A 19,480-nucleotide genomic window follows, 5' to 3' on the forward strand; every position below is an offset into this window, starting at 1 on the left:
TCCGGACCAGCACCCGGGGGCACAGCGCCACGGCCTGGACCATCCGGGTGCGCGGCACCTCGGTCGAGCGCGTCGATTCCGGGGCGAGGTGGGCCGTCGGGACCACGGCGACCGGCGGCCGGAGCGCCGCCGGGGTCGACCCGTGCCCTGCCGCCGGGCGCGGCGGCGCGGGCACCACCCCGTGCGGGCGCGCCACCGGGATTGGCGTACGGGTCGTCGCCGGGACGGGCAGCGGGGGGTCCGTCGACGCCGGGCCGGGCGACGCGACCAGTGGGAGCGGGCGCACCCGGGTCAGGTGGTGGCCCGACGGGCCGCTGACCGCCGGTGCGTTCCGCGGCTGGGTCCGGCACGGCGAGCGGACCCGTGGAGCGGCCCGTCAGATCGTCTGCGGACGGCGCCGGACGGCGCTCGGTGGGCCGGTTGCCGGCCGGGGCAGGCGCACCGCCGCCACGCCGGTTGACCACCGGCAGGCCGGGATCGGTGTGTGGCAGCCGGCCGGCCTGACGGAGCCAGTCCGCCGGACGTTCCGGGCGGTCCGCCCGGGGCTCACCGCCGACCGGAGGACGTCGGCCCTGCTCGTCGGTGGTCGCCCGGCGGCGGCCGGCGCCATCGGTGGGTGCGGTCCCCCCGCGAGCGGGGCCAACCGGCGCGGCACCGGTCGACGCCGGACCGGCACCAGGTTGTGCCGGACCGGGCTGCACAGGGCCGGACTGCGTCGGACGGGGCTGCCCGGGGCCTGGCTGCGTCGGACCAGGCTGCCGTGGGCCGGGCTGCGCCGGACCGCGCTGGCCGGGGCCGGGCTGCGCCGGTCCGGGACCCGGCTGCACAGTGCCGGGGCCGGACTGTGCCGGGCCGGGTTGGCGGACACCGGGCTGCCGGGCGCCATGCTGCGCAGTGCCCGGCTGCGCGGCACCGCGCGGCACACCACCGGGCTGCCGGGTGCCGGACTGCACGCCGCCAGGCTGAACGGCGGACGCGGGCGGCGCGCTGGACGCGGACGGCACCGGTGGCGCGTTGCCCGAGCGGGGCACCACGGCCTCCTGCTCGTCGGCGGCGCGGCGGCGGCCGGTGGCCGGGCGGGGAGGACCGGGCGGCTGCGGTGCCCCCGGGTCCGCCGGGCCGGGACGACGCCGGGCCGCACGCGGGTCACCGTCGATCGCGGGGTCGGGTCGTGGACCGTCGGCGGCCTGTTGCACGACACCGGGCGGCGGCCCGTCGATCCGGGGCGGACCACCGGCGGCCCGCGCCGGATCGGGCACCGGTCCGGTCGTACGCCGGCCGGAGGGCGGACCGTCGGTGGTCAGTGGACGGCCGGGCGCGGCGGGTTCGGGGCCCGGCCGACGGCTCGGTGGTACGGCGTCGGGTCGGCGCGGTGGCGGCATCGTCTCCGCCCGGCCAGCCGGCACGGCAGCGTCCGGACGGCGACCGGTTGGGGCACCGGCGCTCGATGGGCCGACAGGCGGGCCGGGCGGCGCCGACGCCGGACGCGGCCGGGCCGTGCCGGTGGGAGCCCCTGCCGGCGGCAGCGGCCCGGGTGGACCGGCCGGGTCGCCGCCGGTCGGGCGGGCTGCGGATGGTGGAGGTCCGCCAACTCGGGGACCGGCACCGGGAACCGGCTGTGCGCCACGCGGCATCGGCTGGCCCTGCGCCGGGGCGCCTGGACCCGCGACACGGGGACGCTCGGCCGGGGCACCGGGACCTGCGGCGCGAGGGCGGTCGGCGGGTGGCCGCTCGTCCGGGCGACGAGCCTGCGGCGGCTCACCCGGCCAGGGGCCGTCAGTCGGGCGGCGTGCCCCGGGGCCGTCCGGGTCACCGCGGCGTGGAGCGGGCGGCGCGTCCGGCGGCGCGGGCGCGCCCGCGCGTGGCGGAACATGTTCGGCCGGCGCGCCGTCCGGGCCCAACTCGGTGCGTTGCTGCTTGGCCGAGCGCAGGTCGTCGATCCAGCCGAACTCCTCGCCGGCTACCGGCTCCTCCGGCTCGGCCTCGGCTCGGCCACGACCCCAGCGGCGGCCCTTGGCGCGGGGATCACGCCGCTCGTCCGGGCCCTCGTCCGGGCGATCCGCACCACGCGATCTCACTGTTGACCCTCTCCTGCGGCGTCAGTGCCGCTGTCCTGCGTCGTGCTGGGACCGCCCGTACCCATGGTCGGGCGACCGTTCTCACCGGCAAGCGCCGATGGGGCGTTCGCCGTTACGGGTGCCCCGGCTGCCGGTGCCTCCGGTCGGGCGGGTGGCGTCGGCAGGCCGCGCACGATCCGGCGCAGCAGCGGCAACCGGGTCGCCACCGACCGCTCCGCCCCGTGCGGGCTGGGCTGGTAGTAGTCGGTGCCCACCAGGTCGTCCGGGACGTACTGCTGGGTGACCACGCCGCGCTGGTCGTCGTGCGGGTAGCGGTAGCCGGTGCCGTGGCCGAGCCCTCGGGCGCCGGCGTAGTGGGCGTCGCGCAGTCCGCGCGGCACCGGGCCACCCTTGCCGGCCCGTACGTCGGCGATGGCGGCACCGATGGCCGTGGTGGCCGAGTTCGACTTGGGCGCGGTGGCCAGGTGGATCACCGCCTGGGCCAGGTTGAGTTGCACTTCGGGCAGCCCGACGTACTCGACGGCGTGCGCGGCGGCGGTGGCCACGCTCAACGCTGTGGGATCGGCCATGCCGACGTCCTCGCTGGCGAAGATGACAAGCCGGCGGGCGATGAACCGGGCGTCCTCACCGGCGACAAGCATGCGGGCCAACCAGTGCACGGCGGCGTCCACATCCGAGCCGCGCATGCTCTTGATGAACGCGCTTACCACGTCGTAGTGGGCGTCGCCGTCGCGGTCGTAGCGCACCGCCGCCACGTCGACGGCCTGCTCGGCGGTGGCGAGGTCGATGCGCCCGGTCCCGAGAGCCGCGGCGGAGGCCGCCGCCGCCTCCAGCGCGGTCAGCGCCTTGCGGACGTCACCGGAGGCGAGCCGGACCAGGTGATCCTCGGCCTCGGGCTCAAGGGTGAGCGTGCCACCGAGGCCGCGCTCGTCGGTGACCGCCCGGCGCAGCAGGCCGCGTACCGCGTCGTCGTCGAGCGGTTGCAGGGTGAGCAGCACGCACCGGGACAGCAGCGGGGAGATGACCGAGAAGTACGGGTTCTCGGTGGTGGCGGCGAGCAGCGTGACAGTGCGGTCCTCGACGGCGGCAAGCAGCGAGTCCTGTTGGGTCTTGCTGAACCGGTGCACCTCGTCGATGAAGAGGACGGTCTGCGGGCCGCCGGAGCGGCGCTGGCGGCGGGCCGCCTCGATGACCGCGCGGACGTCCTTGACCCCGGCGGACAGCGCCGACATGGCGACGAACCGGCGGTCGGTGGCCGCCGCGACCAGGTGCGCGATTGTGGTCTTGCCGCTGCCGGGCGGTCCCCAGAGGATGACCGACAGCGGGGCGCCGCCGGAGACGAGCTGCCGCAGCGGCGCGCCGGGGGCGAGCAGGTGGTCCTGGCCGACCAGCTCGTCGAGCGTTGCCGGGCGCATCCGGACGGGCAGGGGCGAATCGTCTGCTACCGGAGTGAAGCCGTCGACACCGGCGGGACCCTCGGGCGCGCTGCGCGACCCGGTGGGCGCACCGAGGGAGAAGAGGGCGTCGGACTCCATCACGAAGACAGTACCGGGCCGTGCCCGCGACGCCGGAATCGCGCCGCGGGCCGGGCCATCGATGGTCGGTTCCGGTCAGCCGCGACCGGGGCGACGCCCCCGGTACCAGCGACCGCCGCCACCGCCGCCACCGCCGCGCGGGCCGCTACCCACACCGGCCAGGTAGAGCGAGAGCAGGAGCAGACCGATGAGCACGAGGGTGTTCCAGTTGAACAGGTCCGGTGCGCCGAAGTCGGTGTTGAGCAGGTCGAGCAGCAGGGCGAAGCCAAAGACGATGGCCGCGAGAATGGCGAGCATGTCGGTCCTCCGGTGGGGGTTCCCAGTAGGTCGGCGCGTGATGTACCCAATCGGTCGAGTCGCCAATCTCCACCGATTCGTGTGGTGTTCCGCGTTCGAGGGTTCCCCGGTAGGAGATACCAAGTTACTTGGGTCAAGTAAGTAACTTGGGGTCATGTTGTGAGGATCAAGCGGCCGCTCGAAACTCGTTGAGGGCCGAGGAGTTGGCCGGCCGACGCAGCCGCTTTCTGGCGCCTGGGGCAACTCGCCCCGTTGCCGAACCATCTCGGATTCGGTGATCGCCTCGGTCCCGGGCCGAAGGATCTGAAGACACGAAAGGACCACCGGAATGACCAGCAACGAGCATGTTCTTCCCGACGACCTGGTGCCGGCCGAGGTACTGGCCTCGACCAGCCCGATCGCGATTTCCTCGCTGGCTCGACTCAAGCCGGGCAAGAGCGACGACGAGATGCAGAAGGCGTTCACGGCGATGATGTCCGCTGCACGCGAGGAAGAAGGTTGCGAGCAGTACGCGATTCACGCCACTCTCGGCCAGCCGGGCGTCTATGCGTTCTACGAGCGGTGGTCAAGCGGTGCGGACCTGCTCCGCCACATGCAGAATCCCTCCCTGCGGACCTACCACGGTCAGTTCTTCAAGAACCTGGACGTGGAAATCGAGTGGCTCCGGCCGTTGGATGCCTGACACCGGAAGGTAGTTCGGTCGGCCAGGCAGGCACCGCCCCGTCGCACCCGGAGTCGCCACCCTGGGCAGCGACGGTGCGGTGACCAACGCCGGCCCGTTCGCGCAACAGGTTTGTCGACCCGACCCAAGTTACTTACCCTGAGAAAGTGACCAAGTCTCTCAACGGTCGGATCGACGAGGAAAGGTGCCACCTCGTCCTGCGCGCGATCGATGTCATCGGGGCCCGCTGGACCGGACCGATCTTGATCGCAGCGGTCCGCGGCGCTCGCCGATTCAAGGAGTACCGCGCCCTGGTCAGCGGCATCTCCGACCCTCAACTCACCGTCCGACTCAAAGACCTCCAGGCCCGCGGCCTCATCGAGCGCACGGTAATCCCCAGCACGCCGGTGCAGATCACCTACAGCCTGACCGCCGCGGGCGAAGAGTTGATCGCCGCACTTCAGCCCCTGTCGAAGTGGGGCGAGCAGCATCTGACGCATGACGGAGCATGACCCGAGGCAACGGATGCCGTCGGCCTCACCTCGGTACGCCTCGCCTGAGGCGGGGCGCGTAGCTCCGGCCGTCGGAGAGGGAATCCTTCCCGGACGGCCGGAGCGGCAGGCGTTCGGCTGTCACTGACGGCGTGAGGGCTCGGCGGGCACGGGGACCGCGCCCTGATCGGCCGAGACCGCGCTTTGATCGGACGGCGGGTCGGCGGGCTGGCGACCGGCCCGCCAGGCCGGCAGGTAGAGCGGGGCGGCCACGGCGAGCACGACCGCGCCGACGAGCATCGCGGCGGTGACGCTGACCCTGTCGGCGAGCGCGGTGAGCACGACCGCGCCGACCGCGAAGCCGGGCTGGCCCATCATCGAGTTCAGCGAGATCACGCTGGTCCGGTACGGCCCGTCGACCTGGCGGTGCAGCAGCCCCATGTGCACCGGGTTGGACGCCCCGTGGATGCTGTAGCAGGCGAGGTAGGCCACGAGCACCCCGACCGGGCCTGCGAACAGACCCATCCCGACCACCGTCGCACCCTGCAGGATGCGCAGCAGGGCGGCACTGGGCGCGGCGCCCAGCCAGCGCAGCAGCAGCGGGGTGAGGGCGGCACCAGCCGCACTGGCCAGCCAGGCCGCCGAGTTCGCCGGTCCGAGCAGCGCCGCCGCCCGGTCCGGATCCCCTACCACCTCGGCGAGCCGGACCGGCAGCAGCGACTCGAAGGTGACCATGCCGAAGCCCCAGAACAGTTCCACCGCGACGAGGGCCAGCAGCACCCGGGAGCGGCGCAGCAGCCCGAACGACTGACCGATCATCCGGGGCGCCTCGACGATCGAGGCCCGCAACGCCCCAGCGCCCTTGGCCGGGCGGACCTCCCGCAGCAGTGTCACAAGGGCGGCCAGGGCCACCACCTGGAAAGCCGCGGCGACGAGCACCGGGACGGTGAGCGCGCTGACCGGCCCGATCGGGCCGAGCGCGATCAGGCCGCCTGCCAGCAGCGCGCCGGCGGAGATGGTCACGCCGATGACGGTGCCGGCGTAGCCGAGGCCCGGCTCGTACTTCGCCTCCGGGTCGGCGGCGAGGGTGGCGTCGACGTACCAGGACTCCAGTGGGCCGCTGTCGAGGGCACGGAAGACCCCCTGCAGGGCCCAGACCAGCACGAAGACCGCGAACGTGTCGGCGACCGCGAAGATCAGCAGGGAGGCCAGAGCAAGTGTCCAGGCCACCAGGAGTACCGGCCGACGGCCGAGCGCGTCGGCGAGGCCGCCGGTGGGCAGCTCCAGTGCCAACACGACCAGCCCTTGGGCGACGGTGACCAGCCCGATCTGGGACAGCGACAGGCCCCGCTCCTGCATCAACAGGATCATCACCGGGATGATCAGGCCGCTGGGCAGCCACCGCAGCCCGTGCAGGAGCAGGAACCTCTGCCGGACCTGACGTACGGTCAGCGCGCTCATCGGATGCCCTCCTCTGTCGGCGGGTGCGGGGCTCGCGGAACCGGTGCGGGCCGCGCGCTCACCAGCGCTGGTCCAGCCGTGGGATGCCGGCCAGGAACACGTGCACGGGCTTGACGTCGCCGCCGTCAGCCACGGGCTCGTCGCGGTAGCGCATCAGCACCTCCCACAGCTCGTCGTTGAGGGCCCGCAACCGGGCCGGGTCGAGCGGCAGCACCAGGTCACTCATGCCGGCGGCGTCACGCCAGGGCCGGGATTGGTGGTGCTCGACGGCCGTCCACCTCTCGTACAGCTCGGCCATCACCCGCACCTGGTCGGCCTGGATCCACTGCACGGCGGCGCGGGCGTCCGGGTCGTCGTCGAAGTCGGTGGGCTCGAAGTTGCTGATGTCGTGCGCGGCCTGCCACCAGCGCTGCCGGCTGGTGCCCCGATCGGGGTCCTCGGTCACCAACCCCACCTCGGCGAGCTGCCGCAGGTGATAGCTCGTGGCGCCGGTGTTGGTGCCCAACTTCTCGGCCAGGGCGGTGGCGGTCGCCGGACCGTCCACGCGAAGTGAGCCGAGCAGCCGCATCCGCAGCGGGTGAGCCAGGGTGCGGACCTGCCGGCTGTCCAGATGGACGCGGCGCGGCTCAGCCGGACGGTCGGGTGAAGGCGTCTCCATGCTTGCACAATAACTCTGCACACTTCCTATGCACAACGTTTATGCATAGGAAGTGTGCAGAGGCTCGGGATGACTGACGGTGGGCCTCAGCGGGCCAGGAGTTCGCGCACTCCCCGCAGCCGCGTACGCAGCAGATCCGTTGCGCGGGAGCAGTCCAGGCGTACCTCGGTGGGGCGGACCACGCCGGCCGCCGCGCCGGTGGTGGTCTTCAGCGCGGCGGCGTCCAGACCGAACCGCCCGGCCACCAGCAGGCCCAGCTCGGCCCGGCTCACCGCGTCGGGGCCAGCCACGTTCAACAGACCGGCGTACGACGAGCAGGCCAGTTCCAGCACGGCGTCGGCCAGGTCGGTGACGTCGACCGGGCAGCGGGTCTCGTCGGTGAACAGGGTGGCCCGGCCGGCGAGGGCGTCCCGGCAGAGCTGGATCTGCTTGCTGCCCTCCCCCACGATCAGCGAGGTACGCACGAGCGCCGCGCCGGGGTCGACAGCCCGTACGGCGGTCTCGGCGGCGGCCTTCGCGGCACCGTACGCGTGGATCGGGGTGGGCACGTCGTCGTCGAGGTACGGCGACGGACGGCCGGCGTGCAGTGCGTCGCTGGACATGTGCACCAGGCGAACTCCGGCTTCGGCGGCGGCGACGGCCACGTTGGCGGCCCCGTCGGCGGTGACCGTCCAGTCGTCGTACCGGTAGGGGGTGCTCACCACGGCGTCGGGGCGCACCTGCGCGACAAGCGCGCGCACGGCGGCCCGGTCTGTCACGTCCAGGCGGTGCGCCGCGACACCCGGCACCGCGATGTCCTGAGAGTGGAAGGTCCCCACGACCTGCCGCCCGGCCGCAACAGCCCGCCGACAAACCTCCCGCCCCAAAAACCCACTACCCCCGACAACAAGCACTCGCACGATCCCAGCCCCTCCCCCGCCCGCCCTGGTGATCATGAGGTTAGCGGGAAGACGCGCCGGAGCACGCCCCCGTCAACCTCAAGATCACCAGGGCAGGGTGGGAGGGGCGGTGAGGGCTAGACCGGGTCGGCTACCGGGGCTGCGGGGCCGGCTGTGCCGGTGTGGGCGGTGGCGGCCGGCTTGGGCTTGGCGTCGATGCCGGCCTCGGTGCGCTGCTGGGCGGTGATGGGCGTCGGCGCGCCGGTCAGCGGGTCGAAGCCGCCCCGGGTCTTCGGGAACGCGATCACCTCGCGGATGGAGTCCGCGCCGGCCAGCAGCATGCAGACCCGGTCCCAGCCGAAGGCGATGCCGCCGTGCGGCGGGGCGCCGTACTTGAACGCCTCCAGCAGGAAGCCGAACTTGTCCTGCGCCTCCTCAGGCGTGATGCCGAGCAGGTCGAAGACCCGCTTCTGCACGTCACCCCGGTGGATACGGATCGAGCCGCCGCCGATCTCATTGCCGTTGCAGACGATGTCGTACGCGTACGCCAACGCGCGGTCCGGCGCGGACTCGAACCGGTCCACCCACTCGGCGTTCGGCGAGGTGAACGGGTGGTGCACGGCCGTCCAACCGCCCTCGTCAGTGCGCTCGAACATCGGCGCGTCGACCACCCAGCAGAACGCCCAGGCGCTCTCGTCGATCAGGCCGGCCCGCTTGGCGATCTCGACGCGGGCGGCGCCCAGCAGCTCCTGCGCCTCGCGGGCGGTGCCGCTGGCCGCGAAGAACACCGCGTCGCCCGGCTTGGCACCGACGGCGTCGGCGAGCCCGCCCAGGTGCTCGGCGGAGAGGTTCTTGGCCACCGGCCCGCGCGCCTCGCCGGTCTCGGCGTCCAGCACCACGTACGCCAGGCCACGGGCGCCGCGCGCCTTGGCCCAGTCCTGCCAGCCGTCAAGCTCCTTGCGGGTCTGCGACGCGCCGCCCGGCATGACCACCGCACCGACGTAGCCGCCCGCGTCGATCGCACCGGCGAACACCCGGAACTGCGTGCCGCGCAGGTAGTCGGTCAGTTCGGTCAGCTCGACGCCGTAGCGCAGGTCCGGCTTGTCGGAGCCGTACCGGGCCATCGCGTCGTGCCAGGTGATCCGCGGAATCGGCCGGGTGATCTCGTGCCCGGCCAGGTCCTTCCAGAGCGCCGAGACGATCGCCTCGCCGAGGTCGATGACGTCGTCCTCGGTCACGAAGGACATCTCGATGTCGAGCTGGGTGAACTCCGGCTGCCGGTCGGCGCGGAAGTCCTCGTCGCGGTAGCAGCGGGCGATCTGGTAGTACCGCTCCATGCCGCCGACCATCAGCAGCTGCTTGAACAGCTGCGGCGACTGCGGCAGCGCGTACCAGCTGCCGGGCTGGAGCCGCACCGGCACCAGGAAGTCACGGGCGCCCTCGGGCGTCGAGCGGGTAAGCGTCGGCGTCTCGATCTCCAGGAAGTCCCGCTCGTGCAGCACTCCCCGGGCGAGGTGGCTGGCGCGCGAGCGCAGCCGCAGCGCGTTCGCCGGGCCACTGCGGCGCAGGTCCAGGTAGCGGTACTTGAGGCGGATGTCGTCGCCGGCCTCGACCTGGTCGTCCACGGGCAGCGGCAGCGGCGCGGCCTCGGAGAGCACCTCCAGCTCGGTGGCGGTGACCTCGATCTCGCCGGTGGGCAGATCCGGGTTCTCGTTGCCCTCGGGGCGGCGGGTCACCTCGCCGGTGACCTTCACGCAGAACTCGTTGCGCAGCGCGTGCGCGTCCTCTTCCCGGAACACCACCTGGACCACGCCGGAGCCGTCGCGCAGGTCGACGAAGATGACGCCGCCGTGGTCGCGCCGGCGGGCCACCCACCCGGCCAGCGTCACCGTCGAGCCGGCGTCCGTCGCGCGCAGGCTTCCGGCATTGTGGGTACGGATCACGGCTGGCAACTCCTCATCGTGGAACAGTCCTCACCGGCATTCTGTCAGGGGCGGCCGGTCTCCTTCGGGGGCACCCGGCAGCCCGTGGGGATTCGCTGGTGGGCGGACGGGCGAACCGTGCTCGGCGGCCCGGCGTATTGGTTAACGTGGCGAAATGCGCGCCGTACCGAACTGGGCCGTCGTCACGGCGGCTGCCGCGCCCGTGCTGCTGGTGGCCGGTTGGACGGTCGCGGAGAGCAGGCAGCCCGCCGGGTACGACCCGGTCCGGGACACCATCAGCGAGTTGGCGGGGCAGGACGCCACCGACGCCTGGATCATGGTCACCGCCCTGGTGCTGCTCGGCTGCTGCTATCTGGCGGTGGCCGCCGTGCTGCACGCGGCAGGCCTGCCCAGCCGCTTCCTGCTCGCCGTCGGCGGTGTGGCCACTCTCGCGCTTGTCGCCTTTCCCCGACCGACGGTCGGTGGCTCTCTGAGCCATGGCATCGCGGCGACAGTTGCCGTCCTGGCCCTGGCGCTCTGGCCGGCCGGGTCGGCGTTGCGGCTGCCACGGGGTCGGGACAACGCGCATCCGGCGGCGCCGCAGCCGCCGTGGGCGTTCCGTCGAGCTGTGGGTCTCGGCGCGACGGTCGTGCTGCTGGCGCTCTTCGGCTGGTCCGCGTTCGAGGTGACGAGCGGGTCCCGGACCGGGCTTGCCGAGCGGGTCACGGCCGTGGCCGTGTCGCTCTGGCCACTGCTTGCGGTGCTGTCGGCCCGGCGGGCGCATCTCACCTGGGCCGCCGCTGGCACCACCACCGTCGGCCCGGCCCTGCCACTGACCGGTGTCGTGACCCCGGATCCGCTTCGCCCGCCGCCCGGCCCCACCGCGCGGCGGTCCGATCCGCTGCCGTGAGCCGCGCCTGACCTCTGTCGAGCCGGCCAGCCGCCGGCCCGGCCCCGACCGCCAGCGGCGTCACGGCGGTGGTGTCGGGTGCTGCTCGGGCTGGCAGATCCGGCCGTCCGCGCGCACGTTTCCGCCGCCGGCCACACCGCTACGATCACGCGATGTCTGTCGTGCCCCGCTGGGTCCTGCTGTCGGCCGGTGGCGCGCCACTGTTCCTCGTCGGAGGCTGGACGGTGGCGCAGGCCGCCCAACCGGACGGGTTCGACCCGGTCCGGCAGACCATCAGCGCGCTCGCCGCCACCGGCGCGGACCATCGTTGGATCATGACGCTCGGGCTGGCCGGCCTGGGGCTCTGCCACCTGGTGACGGCGCTCGGTCTGGTCACCGCCGCACCGGCGGGCCGTGGGCTGCTCGCGCTCGGCGGGCTTGCCACAGTGGTGCTCGTCGTCTTTCCACAGCGCCCGGACGGGTCGATCACCCACGTCGTCGCCGCCGGTGTGGCGTTCGGGGCGTTGGCCGTGTGGCCCGCCCTGGCCGTGCCCTGGCGGACGGCGCGACCCACAGCCGGGGATCAACCGGACATGGCGACTCCGAGCGGACCGGCCCGCTGGCCGGCGTTCGCGGTGACGGCGCTCCTGCTGGGGCTGCTCGGTTGGTTCGCCGTCGAGTTCTTCACCGACGGCGCCTGGATCGGACTGACGGAACGGCTCGTGGCGGCCGCCGAGGCGGTCGTACCGCTGGCCGCAGTGCTCGCCGCGCTGACCCGCCGCCGGCCGCTGCCCTGACCTGCCACCTGCCCTGACCTGCCACGGACCGGGAGAGCGAGCGGGCCGCCGGAGTGCTCCGGCGGCCCGCTTGCGGTGCGAGGATCAGAAGACGCTGACGCCGTAGCGGCTCAGGGCCTCGGTGACGGGCTGGAAGAAGGTCGTGCCGCCGGTGCGGCAGTTGCCGCTACCACCGGAGGTCAGACCCAGGGCGGTGCCACCGGCGAACAGCGAGCCGCCGCTGTCGCCCGGCTCGGCGCAGACGTTGGTGCGGATCAGGCCGGAGACCGAGCCCTCGGCGTAGTTCACAGTGGCGTTGGTCGCGGTCACCGAACCACTGCGCAGGCCGGTGGTGCTGCCGGAGCGCTGCACCGACTGGCCGACCGACGCGTTGCCGGAGCCGGTGATGTCGCGGAAGCTGCCGTTGTAGAGCGAGACGTTGCCGGCGGCGTTGGCGGAGTTGTTGTGCCGCACGATGCCGTAGTCGTTGCCCGGGAAGCTGGTGCCGGTACGGCTGCCGAGCAGCGAGGTCTGGGCGGAGTTGGAGTACCAGCTCGCCGAGATGTTGGTGCAGTGCCCAGCGGTCAGGAAGTAGTAGGTGCTGCCGCTGCGCACGTTGAAGCCGAGCGAGCAGCGCCCGCCGCCACCGGCGTAGATGGCCTGACCACCGGAGATCCGGGTGCTCAGCACGCCGGCCTCGGCCTCGACCCGCACGGCGCCGTTGGCGCGCGCCGCGGCGGCCTTGACCCGCTCCAGCTTGGCGCCGGTGACCGTGCTGTCCACCGAGACGACGACCTGGTTGGTGACCGGGTCGCTCCACCAGGCGGTGCCCGGGATCTTCGCCGAACGCTCCAGGTCGGCCGTGGCGCGGTTGAGCTCGGCGGACCCGCGGGTCACGTACTTGACGCTCGCCCCGGCGTTGCTCACCTTGCGCGCCGCGGCGGCGTCGGTGACGGTGACGACGGTCTTGCCGCTGGCGTCGATGTACGAGCCGGCGGAGCGGTCACCAAGCTCGGCGGAGAGCGCGGCGGCGGTGTCGGCAGAGGCGGCGGGGGCGGCCTGGGCGGGGGCGCCGATGAGCGAGCCGACGACCAGGGTTCCGCTCACGGCGACTGTCGCCGCAACACGGAATGAGGACCTCGTGGGTCGCATGTAACAAACCTCCTGGGCGGGGGAGTACGGGTCTCGCCGGGCGCGGCTGACCCGAGGGCAACCCAGCCGATCTGGGAAAACCGGCCGAGTGAACTGAAGTATTCACATACTTAAGATCATTGACAAGACTTGGTTTCGCCCGAATTCGTCGACCCTCACCGGTCACATCGCCGCAACACCACTGACACTCTGGCGAGCAGGCACCGTCACACCGAAAGTCCCCCGGATCCGTTTCGGACACCCTCGGCCGCCGGGCGCGTTTGCCGCCACAACCGCTCCCCCACGGGCAACGCCGTCCGCAACGCGGCCTCGGCGGTCCGGCGTCAGGGGGTACGGCGACGCGCTCCCGGGCCAGGGCGGGGCAGCACGTCGCGGGGTTCGGTCACCTCGTGCCCCTCGGCACAGCGCAGCTCGACGCGAACCTCGGCATCGCAGTCGCGGTGTGCCACCCGCAGGGGCGAGCCCTCCGGGTCGGCGAGGTACCGGTCGCCCCACCCGAGCACGGCGACCAGCACCGGCCACAGAGCCAGACCCATCTCGGTCAGCCGGTATTCGTGGCGCACCCGGCTGCCCGGCTCCTGGTACGGCTCGCGGCGCAGGACGCCCCGCTCCACGAGCACGGCCAGCCGGTTGGTCAACACCTGACGCGGGATCCCGGTGCGTACCCGCATGTCGTCGAAGCGGCGGATGCCGTTGAACACCTCCCGGAGCACCACGAGCGTCCACCGCTCACCGAGGATCTCCATCGCGCGGGCGATGGTGCAGTTCTCCACCGACCAGTCCAGTGCCGCGGGCGTCATCCGCCCAGGCTAGGTCTTGTTGACAGACTCAGCAATCGACTGCGAGGCTGCGTCCATGACACAGACCCAGGAGCCGGCGCGCAGCCGTACCTTCACCTGGTCGGATCCGGCGGCCAACGCCGCGCAGGTCGGACGGCGCAGTGGCATCGAACTGCTCCGCGCGATGATCGCCGGAGAGCTGGCCGGGCCGCCGGTGATGGACCTGATCGACATGGGGCGGATGGAGGCCGACGAGGGCCGGGTCGCCATCGAGTTGATCCCGCAGGAGTTCCACTACAACCCGCTGGGCACCGTCCACGGTGGCGTCATCTCGACAATGCTCGACACCGCCGCCGCCTGCGCCGTGCACACCACGCTGCCGGCCGGCGTCGGCTACACGTCGCTGGACCTGAACGTCAAGTTCCTCCGCCCGGTCACCGTCGACAGCGGCACGCTGCGCTGCGAGGGCACGGTGCTCCAGCGTGGCCGCCGCACGGCCCTGGCCGAAGCGCGCCTCACCGACGCCGACGCCCGCCTGATAGCCCACGCCACAAGCAGCTGCCTCATCTACCCCCTCCCCTGAACCCACCGCGCCCCGCACCCCCACCCCCGCGATCTTGCACTTTCGGTCGTCGAAACAGGCGCATTGCACCGATTCGCGGCGACACAAAGTGCAAGATCGCGGGGGTGGGGGTGGGGGTTGGGCTTAGCGGAGGGCTAGGCGGGCTGCTCGGGCTGCTCGCTTCTCTTCGAAGCGGCTCGCAGCGCGGTCCAGTTCGTCGAGCTGGGCGGCGAGCTGCTCGCGGGCGGCTTCGCCGTCGGCGTTCAGGCCGGTCACGTTGAACACGTCCCACTGCCGCAGCACCGGCTGGAGCACCTCGTCGCGGTGCTGGCGCAGGTCGTAGATGCCGGCCAGGGCGATCGCCACCGACTTGCGGGCGAAGCCGTCGATGCCGTTGCCGGGCATCTGGAAGTCGGCCACCACGTCCGCGACGGCCCGCATGGCCTGGCTCGGGGCCAGCTCGAACGCGGCGGCGAGCAGGTTGCGGTAGAAGACCATGTGCAGGTTCTCGTCGGCTGCCACCCGGGCCAGCAGCGCCTCGCAGGCGGGGTCGCCGGTGGCCTTGCCCGTGTTGCGGTGCGAGATGCGGGTGGCCAGCTCCTGGAACGAGACGTACGCCAGGGAGTGCAGCACCTCGTCGTCGTGCACGTTGACGTAGCCGGCGGCCATGTGGGTCATCCGGGCCCGCTCCAGCGCCACCGGGTCGACGGCCCGGGTGACGGTCAGGTAGTCGCGGATGGCGGTGCCGTGGCGGCCCTCCTCGGCGGTCCACCGGTGCACCCAGGTGCCCCACGCGCCGTCGCGACCGAACAGGGTGGCGATCTCGTGGTGGTACGAGGGCAGGTTGTCCTCGGTCAGCAGGTTGACGATGAGCGCCGTGCGGGCGACGTCCGGGATTGTCGAGTCGGTCGGCGACCACGCCTCACCATTGAGCGGCCCGTCGAAGGTGCGCCCCTCGCTCCACGGCACGTACTCGTGCGGGAACCACTCCTTGGCCAGCGAGAGGTGGCGGTCCAGGTTGCGTGCGACAACCGGCTCCAGCTCGACGAGGAGTGCGGTCTGGCTCAGCGTGGTGCTCATGGTCACGAGAAACTCCCTACGGTGGCGTAACTTACGCTACCGTAGGTCCCCGCGGCTCTGCGCGCCAGTGGTGAGACTCAGTTGACTCTCGCCGTACGGTCCTCGACGGGCGGCATCCACTCCCCCGCGTCGGCAGCTACCTGCTCACCTGAGCGAATGTCCTTGACCTCGTCGGGCGCGTCGTCGACGCCCGGGAACCAGACGTACGGGATGCCGCGCCGCTCGGCGTAGCGGATCTGCTTGCCGAACTTCGCCGCGCTGGGCGACACCTCGGTCGGCACCCCGCGTCGCCGCAGCGCCTCGGCCACCCGGTTGCTTGCCGCACGCTGCTCCTCGCCGGTCACCGCCACCAGGACACAGGTGGGCACCGAACGGGAGATCGACAGCTCGCCCGCGCCGAAGAGCAGCCCGAGCAGCCGGGTCACCCCGATCGAGATCCCCACGCCAGGGAACGAGGTGGCGCCGAGAGTGGCCAGGCTGTCGTACCGACCGCCGGAGCAGATCGAGCCGAACCGCTCGTAGCCGCGCAGTTGGGTCTCGTAGACGGTGCCGGTGTAATAGTCGAGCCCCCGGGCGATGCGCAGGTCGGCGACGCACAGGCCGGGCGAGTGCTCGGCGGCGGTCTCGACGACCCGCACCAGCTCCTCGATGCCCTCGTCGAGCAGCGGGTCGGTAACGCCCAGGGCGCGTACGGCGTCGGCGAACGACGCGTCCGGCGCGGAGATCTCGGCAAGCGCCAGGCACGCCTTGGCCTGCGCCTCGCTCGCACCGGCGCTCTGGGCCAGCAGTTCGGCCACCTTCGCCGGGCCGATCTTGTCGAGCTTGTCGACGGCACGGAGCGCCGCCTCCGGGTCGGTCAGCCCGATCCCCCGGTAGAAGCCCTCGCAGACCTTGCGGTTGTTGACCTGGATGGTCACCGGCGGGATCGGCAACGAGCGTAGCGCGTCCCCGATCACCAGCGGGATCTCCGCCTCGTGGTGCGGGGCGAGTGAGTCCCGGTCCACGATGTCGATGTCGGCCTGCACGAACTCCCGGTAGCGCCCCTCCTGCGGGCGCTCCCCCCGCCACACCTTCTGGATCTGGTAGCGGCGGAACGGGAAGGCGAGCTTGCCGGCGTTCTCCAGCACGTACCTGGCGAACGGCACGGTCAGGTCGAAGTGCAGGCCGAGCTGGTCGTCACCGCCGCCGCCCTCGGCGTCGGCGTGCAACCGCCGGATCACGTACACCTCTTTGGAGGTCTCGCCCTTGCGCAGCAGCTGGTCGAGCGGCTCCACCGCGCGGGTCTCCAGCGGCGCGAACCCGTACAACTCGAACGTGCCCCGGATCTTGTCGAGCACGAACTGCTCGATCATCCGCTGGCCGGGGGTCCACTCCGGGAAGCCGGAGATGGGCGTGGGCTTGCTCATGGGCGTACTCCTTGCGGTTCCGCGCCCGCGGCGCGGTGGTGTCGTGGGTCCGCGACCGGCGCGGACGTTTCTCAAAGACCCCGGGTGGGCGCGGCGGGCACCGACCCCGCAACCTCGATGAGGTACGGGTTGCTGGCGCGCTCGCGGCCGATCGTGGTGCTGGGACCGTGCCCGGGCAGGACGACTGTGTCGTCGGCCAAGGGGAGGATCTTGTCGCGCAGGCTGTCGAGCATGGCTGGCATGCTGCCGCCCGGCAGGTCGGTGCGGCCGATCGACCCGGCGAAGAGCACGTCGCCGGAGAGGCAGATCTCGTCAGCCTCCCAGCCCGAGCCCGCGCCGGGCAGCCGGAACAGCACCGACCCGCCGGTATGGCCCGGTGCGTGGTCGACGGCGATCTCCAGGCCGGCGAGGGTGAGGGTGGCGCCGTCGGTCAGCTCCGCCACGTCGTCGGGCTCGCTGTAGCTCAGCCGGCCGCCGAAGAGGGAGGTCAGGTCGGCCGACAGACCCTTGGCCGGGTCGGCAAGCATCTCCCGGTCGCCGGGGTGCACGTACGCGGTGATGCCACGGGCGCCGCAGACCGGGGCGACCGAGAAGGTGTGGTCCAGGTGCCCGTGGGTCAGCAGGACTGCTGCCGGGTGCAGGCGGTGCTCGGCGAGGAGGGCGTCGAGCTGGTCGAGCACCCCGATGCCGGGGTCGACCACGACACACTGCTCCCCCGGCGCGGTCGCCACCACGTAGCAGTTGGTGCCGAAGGCGTCCGCGGGAAAGCCGGCCACGAGCACGGGCGCTGTCCTTCCGTCGAGCTGTCGTCCTGCCCAGCAGCCTAACCGGCCCGGCGAGCGGGTTCGCCGCGTCCGTCCCCTCGCGCCTCGGCGGGCACAGTGACAGCCTCCGATAAGCGCTGCTCGGGACGGGGTGGACCTCGTACACCACATTCCCAGTCGCTAGCCGTACACTCTGGCGGGCGTGTGGCGCGGCACACGAAACGCCGGATGGTCCGGGACACCCGGCCGTCGGCGACGACCAGGCAGAGGAAAGGGGAGCACTGGTGGCTTCCAGCAGGGACCGGCAGCGCAAACTGGCGCGGGCCAAGCTCGACCGGCAGTTGGCCCGGCGGGCAGCCGCCACGCGGCGCCGCCGACAGATCCAGGCCGGTGTCGGTGTCTTCCTGGTCCTCGCGCTGGTCGTGGCCGGTTCGGCCTGGGCGCTCGGGGCGTTCGACTCGGAGCCGAAGCAGAACGCCGCGGTCGAGGAGACCTGCGTCTGGACGCCGCAGGACGCGGCGGTCAACACCAACCTCAAGGACGTCGGCACACCGGAGACCAAGGGTCTGCCCACCGAGGGCACCCGGGCGATGACGGTCACCACCAACCAGGGCGGGCCGATCACCGCCGAGCTCAACCTGGCCACTTCCCCGTGTGCCGCCGCGAGCATCGCCCACTTGGCGAGCCGGTCGTTCTACGACAACACCCAGTGCCACGAGATCACCGCCGACGGCGCGCTTCGCTGCGGCGACCCCAGCGGCAGCGGTCTCGGCGGCCCGAGCTACTCCTTCTACGACGAGGACCTGCCGACTGTGCCGTCGGCGTCACCGTCGGCCAGCCCGGCGCCCGGTCAGCCGCCGACGTACCCCAAGGGGACCGTCGCGATGATCTCCAACCCGCCGGGCAGCAACGGCAGCCAGTTCCTGATCTTCTTCAAGGACTTCACCACAGCGGACCCGAAGTACCCGGTGATCGGCAAGGTCACCGGCGGGCTGGACGTGGTGGAGAAGATCGGTGCCCTGCCGACCGTGGAGAATGGGACCGGGGCGAAGGTCAGGCCCAAGTCCGACGTGGTGATCCAGAGCCTCACCGTCGGTGAGCCGGTCACCGGCGCGGCACCGCCCGCCAGCGCCCCGGCCAGCAGCCCGAGCGCGGGTTGACAGGTAGCACCACCCACCCGAGCGGCACCAAGCAGCAGACAGCCAGGAGGATCCAGGCGTGACGTCCACCAGAGAGCGGCAGCGCGCGGCGGCACGCGCCCGGCTCGAGAAGGAGATGGCCGAGCGCGCGGGCAAGGCCCGTAAGCGCCGGCAGACCCAGGCGATCATCGGTGCGGGGGCTGCCCTGGTCCTCGTGGTCGCCGGCACCGCCTGGCTGGCCATGACCCTCGGCGGCGACGACGACAAGACCGACACGGCCGCCTCGGCGCCCGGCACTGCCGAGTGCGCGTTCACCGAGCTGCCCGCCGACCAGCGGTCCCCGCAGATCAAGGACGTCGGGTTGCCCAGCAACCAGCAGTCCGCCACCGGCGTGCAGACCATGACGATCGACACCAACCTGGGTCCGATCACCGCCAAGGTCGACAGGTCGCTGTCGCCGTGCACGGCGGGCAGCTTCACCTACCTGGCGGAGAAGAACTTCTTCGACAACAGCAAGTGCCACCGCCTGGTGACCGAGGGCATCAAGGTGCTTCAGTGCGGTGACCCGAGCGCCACCGGCAAGGGCTGGCGGGACACCGACGGCACCGGCGGCCCGAGCTACCGCCAGGCCGAGGAGAACCTGCCCACCGACAAGCGCCCGCCGTACCCGGAGGGTGTCATCGCGATGGCCAACTCCGGCCAGCCGGGCAGCACCGGCAGCCAGTTCTTCATCGTCTACGGCGACTCGCCGCTGGACCCGGCGTACACCGTGCTGGGCACCATCACCGGCGGCATGGACATCGTCAAGGACGTGGCAAAGGCCGGCGACGACGGGGCGTTCGCCCAGCAGGCCGGTGGCGGTCACCCGAAGAAGGAGATCGTCATCAAGGACCTCACAATGAGCAACCCGCAGGGCTGACGCCCACGCACGTGAAAGCGCCCGCCGGCTGAG

Annotated in this window: 19 protein-coding genes; 8 read left to right on the forward strand and 11 right to left on the reverse strand. The window is 72.4% G+C overall.

What is annotated here, in order from left to right; all coding sequences use genetic code 11:
- Positions 1-47 precede the first annotated feature (47 nt).
- Entirely contained in the window at positions 48-2,084 is a 2,037-nt protein-coding gene (locus tag F4558_RS15750; protein ID WP_167944918.1) for a pentapeptide repeat-containing protein, read from the forward strand.
- On the opposite strand, the gene F4558_RS15755 is transcribed toward F4558_RS15750, so the two are convergent.
- On the reverse strand, positions 2,075-3,613 hold the full coding sequence (locus F4558_RS15755; RefSeq protein WP_167944920.1) for a replication-associated recombination protein A: 1,539 nt from the start codon (positions 3,611-3,613) through the stop codon (positions 2,075-2,077). The two genes, F4558_RS15750 and F4558_RS15755, sit on opposite strands and share 10 nt — an antisense overlap.
- A 75-nt stretch (positions 3,614-3,688) precedes the next feature.
- Positions 3,689-3,910 carry a hypothetical protein gene (locus F4558_RS15760; protein ID WP_053658556.1) on the reverse strand — a complete coding sequence of 74 codons (222 nt, stop codon included), beginning with the start codon at positions 3,908-3,910 and terminating at the stop codon, positions 3,689-3,691.
- 328 nt (positions 3,911-4,238) lie between these two features.
- Between F4558_RS15760 and F4558_RS15765 the strand changes: the two genes are divergently transcribed.
- Positions 4,239-4,592: a putative quinol monooxygenase gene (locus F4558_RS15765; protein ID WP_053658554.1), complete on the forward strand. Its 354-nt coding sequence runs from the start codon at positions 4,239-4,241 to the stop codon at positions 4,590-4,592.
- A gap of 146 nt (positions 4,593-4,738) precedes the next feature.
- Complete coding sequence (locus F4558_RS15770) at positions 4,739-5,083, forward strand: winged helix-turn-helix transcriptional regulator (protein WP_053658552.1); 345 nt, start codon at positions 4,739-4,741, stop codon at positions 5,081-5,083.
- Positions 5,084-5,203: 120 nt separating this feature from the next.
- On the opposite strand, the gene F4558_RS15775 is transcribed toward F4558_RS15770, so the two are convergent.
- From F4558_RS15775 to aspS, 4 genes are all read right to left on the reverse strand, one after another.
- Positions 5,204-6,523 (reverse strand): MFS transporter, encoded by a 1,320-nt coding sequence (locus F4558_RS15775; RefSeq protein ID WP_167944922.1) that lies wholly within the window; start codon positions 6,521-6,523, stop codon positions 5,204-5,206.
- A gap of 58 nt (positions 6,524-6,581) precedes the next feature.
- The gene (locus F4558_RS15780) at positions 6,582-7,181 is read right to left on the reverse strand and encodes a helix-turn-helix domain-containing protein (RefSeq protein WP_053658547.1); all 600 of its coding nucleotides are present in this window, start codon (positions 7,179-7,181) and stop codon (positions 6,582-6,584) included.
- 86 nt (positions 7,182-7,267) lie between these two features.
- Positions 7,268-8,080, reverse strand: coding sequence for a sugar nucleotide-binding protein (locus F4558_RS15785; RefSeq protein WP_053658545.1), 813 nt, complete (start codon positions 8,078-8,080; stop codon positions 7,268-7,270).
- 116 nt (positions 8,081-8,196) lie between these two features.
- Positions 8,197-10,002: an aspartate--tRNA ligase gene (gene aspS, locus F4558_RS15790; protein WP_053658543.1), complete on the reverse strand. Its 1,806-nt coding sequence runs from the start codon at positions 10,000-10,002 to the stop codon at positions 8,197-8,199.
- Between the two features lie 154 nt (positions 10,003-10,156).
- On the opposite strand from aspS, the gene F4558_RS15795 reads away from it, so the two are divergent.
- Together F4558_RS15795 and F4558_RS15800 are read left to right on the forward strand one after the other, a co-directional pair.
- The gene (locus F4558_RS15795; RefSeq protein ID WP_053658542.1) at positions 10,157-10,891 is read left to right on the forward strand and encodes a DUF998 domain-containing protein; all 735 of its coding nucleotides are present in this window, start codon (positions 10,157-10,159) and stop codon (positions 10,889-10,891) included.
- A gap of 152 nt (positions 10,892-11,043) precedes the next feature.
- The gene (locus F4558_RS15800) at positions 11,044-11,667 is read left to right on the forward strand and encodes a DUF998 domain-containing protein (protein ID WP_167944923.1); all 624 of its coding nucleotides are present in this window, start codon (positions 11,044-11,046) and stop codon (positions 11,665-11,667) included.
- 84 nt (positions 11,668-11,751) lie between these two features.
- On the opposite strand, the gene F4558_RS15805 is transcribed toward F4558_RS15800, so the two are convergent.
- Both F4558_RS15805 and F4558_RS15810 read right to left on the reverse strand, forming a co-directional pair.
- Positions 11,752-12,798, reverse strand: coding sequence for a S1 family peptidase (locus F4558_RS15805; protein WP_053658538.1), 1,047 nt, complete (start codon positions 12,796-12,798; stop codon positions 11,752-11,754).
- Positions 12,799-13,121: 323 nt separating this feature from the next.
- Positions 13,122-13,598: a winged helix-turn-helix transcriptional regulator gene (locus F4558_RS15810; RefSeq protein WP_053658534.1), complete on the reverse strand. Its 477-nt coding sequence runs from the start codon at positions 13,596-13,598 to the stop codon at positions 13,122-13,124.
- Between the two features lie 55 nt (positions 13,599-13,653).
- Here F4558_RS15810 and F4558_RS15815 point away from each other — a divergent pair, with 55 nt between their 5' ends.
- Positions 13,654-14,160, forward strand: coding sequence for a PaaI family thioesterase (locus F4558_RS15815; protein WP_053658532.1), 507 nt, complete (start codon positions 13,654-13,656; stop codon positions 14,158-14,160).
- 123 nt (positions 14,161-14,283) lie between these two features.
- Here the strand turns inward: F4558_RS15815 and F4558_RS15820 are convergent, their stop codons facing one another.
- The 3 genes from F4558_RS15820 to F4558_RS15830 form a co-directional block, all read right to left on the reverse strand.
- Entirely contained in the window at positions 14,284-15,219 is a 936-nt protein-coding gene (locus F4558_RS15820; RefSeq protein WP_053657670.1) for an acyl-ACP desaturase, read from the reverse strand.
- Positions 15,220-15,296: 77 nt separating this feature from the next.
- Positions 15,297-16,625, reverse strand: coding sequence for a histidine--tRNA ligase (hisS, locus tag F4558_RS15825; protein WP_167944925.1), 1,329 nt, complete (start codon positions 16,623-16,625; stop codon positions 15,297-15,299).
- Positions 16,626-16,696: 71 nt separating this feature from the next.
- Positions 16,697-17,407 carry an MBL fold metallo-hydrolase gene (locus tag F4558_RS15830; protein WP_053657674.1) on the reverse strand — a complete coding sequence of 237 codons (711 nt, stop codon included), beginning with the start codon at positions 17,405-17,407 and terminating at the stop codon, positions 16,697-16,699.
- Between the two features lie 266 nt (positions 17,408-17,673).
- Between F4558_RS15830 and F4558_RS15835 the strand changes: the two genes are divergently transcribed.
- Together F4558_RS15835 and F4558_RS15840 are read left to right on the forward strand one after the other, a co-directional pair.
- A complete protein-coding gene (locus F4558_RS15835) occupies positions 17,674-18,549 on the forward strand; it encodes a peptidylprolyl isomerase (RefSeq protein WP_053657676.1) in 876 nt (291 codons plus the stop codon).
- Positions 18,550-18,607: 58 nt separating this feature from the next.
- Entirely contained in the window at positions 18,608-19,447 is an 840-nt protein-coding gene (locus F4558_RS15840; protein ID WP_053657677.1) for a peptidylprolyl isomerase, read from the forward strand.
- Positions 19,448-19,480 lie beyond the last annotated feature (33 nt).

It is taken from the genome of Micromonospora profundi (assembly GCF_011927785.1).
GTDB classification, from domain to species: domain Bacteria; phylum Actinomycetota; class Actinomycetes; order Mycobacteriales; family Micromonosporaceae; genus Micromonospora; species Micromonospora profundi.